This window comes from Agromyces humi (assembly GCF_009720255.1).
Lineage (GTDB): Bacteria > Actinomycetota > Actinomycetes > Actinomycetales > Microbacteriaceae > Agromyces > Agromyces humi.
In genome coordinates this window covers 1-2,794 of the sequence record NZ_WJSP02000442.1, presented here as the reverse complement: position 1 = coordinate 2,794, position 2,794 = coordinate 1, and the positions used below count along the sequence as shown (strand labels likewise).

Here is a 2,794-nt window from a genome sequence, read left to right as displayed (position 1 = left end):
TCATCTTGCGATACGACTCGTCGGACCAGTCCACCGAGAGCTGGGCGTTCGCGCCGTCGGCGTAGCCGAGCGTGCCGTAGACCTCGTCGTCGGTCTCTGCCGAGAACACACGACCGAGCACGGCGCCACTCCTCATTCCCGGCGACATCCCGGCACTGTTCGTCGCCGGCGAGCGGGACCCCGTGCCCGTCGGGGCGCGGGAGCTCGCGCTCGAGTGGGGTGCCGACTACGTGTCGATCCCCGGTCGCGATCACGTGTCGACCCTCACCTCGCGCGGCTTCAAGACGGCGGCGATCGAGTTCCTGGCCTGAGACCGGCGCCCGGCCGCGGCATCCGCGCTAGAGGGTGTTGCCGAGCTTGAAGCCGCGCTCGTCGTCGCCCTTGCGCGTGTACGAGAAGCCGTCGGCGCCGATCGTGACCTCCATCTCGGAGTCGTCGGTGCGCGACGTGAGCGGCTGCGGGTTCCCGTCGAGGTCGAGCACGGTCGAAGCCTCGGTGTACCAGGACGGCACGACCGGGTTGCCCCACCAGTCGCGGCGCTGGTTGTCGTGCACGTCCCAGGTGACCACGGGGTTGTCGGGGTCGCCCGTGTAGTAGTCCTGCGTGTAGATCTCGATGCGGTGGCCGTCGGGGTCGCGGAGGTACAGGTAGAACGCGTTCGAGACGCCGTGCCGTCCTGGTCCGCGCTCGATGACGTCCGACATCCGCAGCGCGCCGAGCTTGTCGCAGATGGCGATGATGTTGTGCTTCTCGTGGGTCGCGAACGCGACGTGATGCATGCGCGGGCCGTCGCCGCCGGTCATGGCGGTGTCGTGCACCGTGGGCTTGCGCCGCATCCACGCCGCATAGGTGGTGCCGGCCTCGTCCTGGATGTCCTCGGTCACGCGGAAGCCGAGGTCCTCCATGTACTTCACCGCGCGCGGCACGTCGGGCGTGACCTGGTTGAAGTGATCGAGCCGCACGATGGCGCCGGGCGTGTACAGGTCGTATCGCCAGGCGAGCCGCTCGACGTGCTGCACGTCGTGGAAGAACTCGTACGGGAAGCCCAGCGGGTCCTCGACGCGCACCGAGTCCCCGATCCCGCGGGTGAAGCCCTCGGCGCGGCGCTCGACGCGGCATCCGAGCTCCTCGTAGAACGCGACGGCGCGGTCGAGGTCCTCGGGGGTCCGCACCCGGTAGCTGAACGCGGCGACCGCGGCGGCGTCGCCCTTGCGGAGCACGAGGTTGTGGTGGATGAACTCCTCCAGGGAGCGCAGGTAGACGGCTTCGTCGTCCTCCTCGGTCACGACGAGGCCCAGCACGTCGACGTAGAACGCGCGGGAGGCGGCGAGGTCGGTGACGATGAGCTCCATCGATGCGCAGCGCACGATGTCGGGCGGGGTGGCTGACGGGGTCGGGATCGCGTGCGCGGGTGCCGGGATGGGGTCTGCGGCGGTGACGGTGGGCTCTGGGATCTGCATGTCAGCGTCCTTGCTGGGAGTCGGTCGGTCGGGAATGGTCAGCGCGCGCCGAAGCGGGGCGAGTGCGCCTCGTTCAGCGTGATGTGCACGGCCTGCTGGTCGGTGTAGAAGTCGATGGAGCGGTAGCCGCCCTCGTGCCCGAGGCCCGAGGCCTTCACGCCGCCGAACGGCGTGCGCAGGTCGCGCACGTTGTTCGAGTTGAGCCACACCATGCCGGCCTCGACGGCCTGCGAGAACGTGTGGGCGCGCTTGAGGTCGTTCGTCCAGACGTAGGCGGCCAGCCCGTACCTCACGCCGTTCGCGAGCGCGAGCGCCTCCTCGTCGGTGTCGAACGGGGTGATCGCGACGACCGGGCCGAAGATCTCCTCCTGGAAGATGCGGGCGTCGGGCGCCACATCCGCGAACACCGTGGGGGCCACGTAGTTGCCGGTGTCGAGGCCGTCGGGGCGCCCGCCGCCCGCGACCAGCCGACCCTCGCCCTTGCCGATCTCGACGTAGGACATGACCTTGTCGTAGTGCTCGGGGTGCACGAGCGAGCCGACCTCGGTGGCCGGATCGTGCGGGTCGCCGACGACGATGTTGCGGGCGCGCTCGGCGTAGCGGGCGACGAAGTCGTCGTAGACGGGCCGCTCGACGAGGATGCGCGATCCGGCCGTGCAGCGCTCGCCGTTGAGCGAGAAGACCCCGAACACGGTCGCGTCGAGCGCCTGCTCGAGGTCGGCGTCCGCGAAGACCACCGCCGGGCTCTTGCCGCCGAGCTCCATCGACAGCCCCTTCAGGAACGGCGCCGCGTTCGCGAAGATCAGCTGCCCGGTTCGGCTCTCGCCGGTGAACGAGATCAGCGGCACATCCGGATGCTTCACCAGCGCGTCGCCGGCCTCCTCGCCGAGTCCGTTGACGAGGTTGAAGACGCCTGCCGGCACGCCGGCCTCATGGAAGATGTCGGCCCACAGCGACGCCGACAGCGGCGTGAACTCTGCGGGCTTGAGCACGACCGTGTTGCCGGTCGCGAGTGCCGGCGCGAGCTTCCACGACTCGAGCATGAACGGCGTGTTCCACGGCGTGATGAGGCCGGCGACGCCGATCGGCTTGCGGTTCACGTAGTTCACCTGCCGGCCCGGCACCTTGTAGGTGTCGTCGCGCTGCGCCACGATCAGGTCGGCGAAGAACCGGAAGTTCTCGGCCGCGCGCTGCGCCTGCCCGAGCGCCTGCGTGATCGGCAGCCCGGTGTCGAACGTCTCGAGCTCGGCGAGCCGCGCGTCCTGCGCCTCGACGAGGTCGGCGATGCGGTGCAGGATGCGCGCCCGCGCGCGGGGGAGCATCCGGGGCCACGG

The 2,794-nt window shown here is 70.0% G+C and carries 3 protein-coding genes; 1 reads left to right on the top strand and 2 read right to left on the bottom strand.

The window, feature by feature from the left end:
• The first annotated feature begins 182 nt into the window (after nt 1–182).
• A complete protein-coding gene (locus tag GH736_RS25555) occupies nt 183–311 on the top strand; it encodes a hypothetical protein (RefSeq protein WP_268891259.1) in 129 nt (42 codons plus the stop codon).
• A gap of 27 nt (nt 312–338) precedes the next feature.
• On the opposite strand, the gene hpaD is transcribed toward GH736_RS25555, so the two are convergent.
• Nucleotides 339–1,460 carry a 3,4-dihydroxyphenylacetate 2,3-dioxygenase gene (gene hpaD, locus GH736_RS20595; protein WP_159606648.1) on the bottom strand — a complete coding sequence of 374 codons (1,122 nt, stop codon included), beginning with the start codon at nt 1,458–1,460 and terminating at the stop codon, nt 339–341.
• A gap of 38 nt (nt 1,461–1,498) precedes the next feature.
• Nucleotides 1,499–2,794, bottom strand: a 1,296-nt coding sequence (locus tag GH736_RS20590; protein WP_159606646.1) for an aldehyde dehydrogenase, incomplete at its 5' end; no start/stop codon positions are given.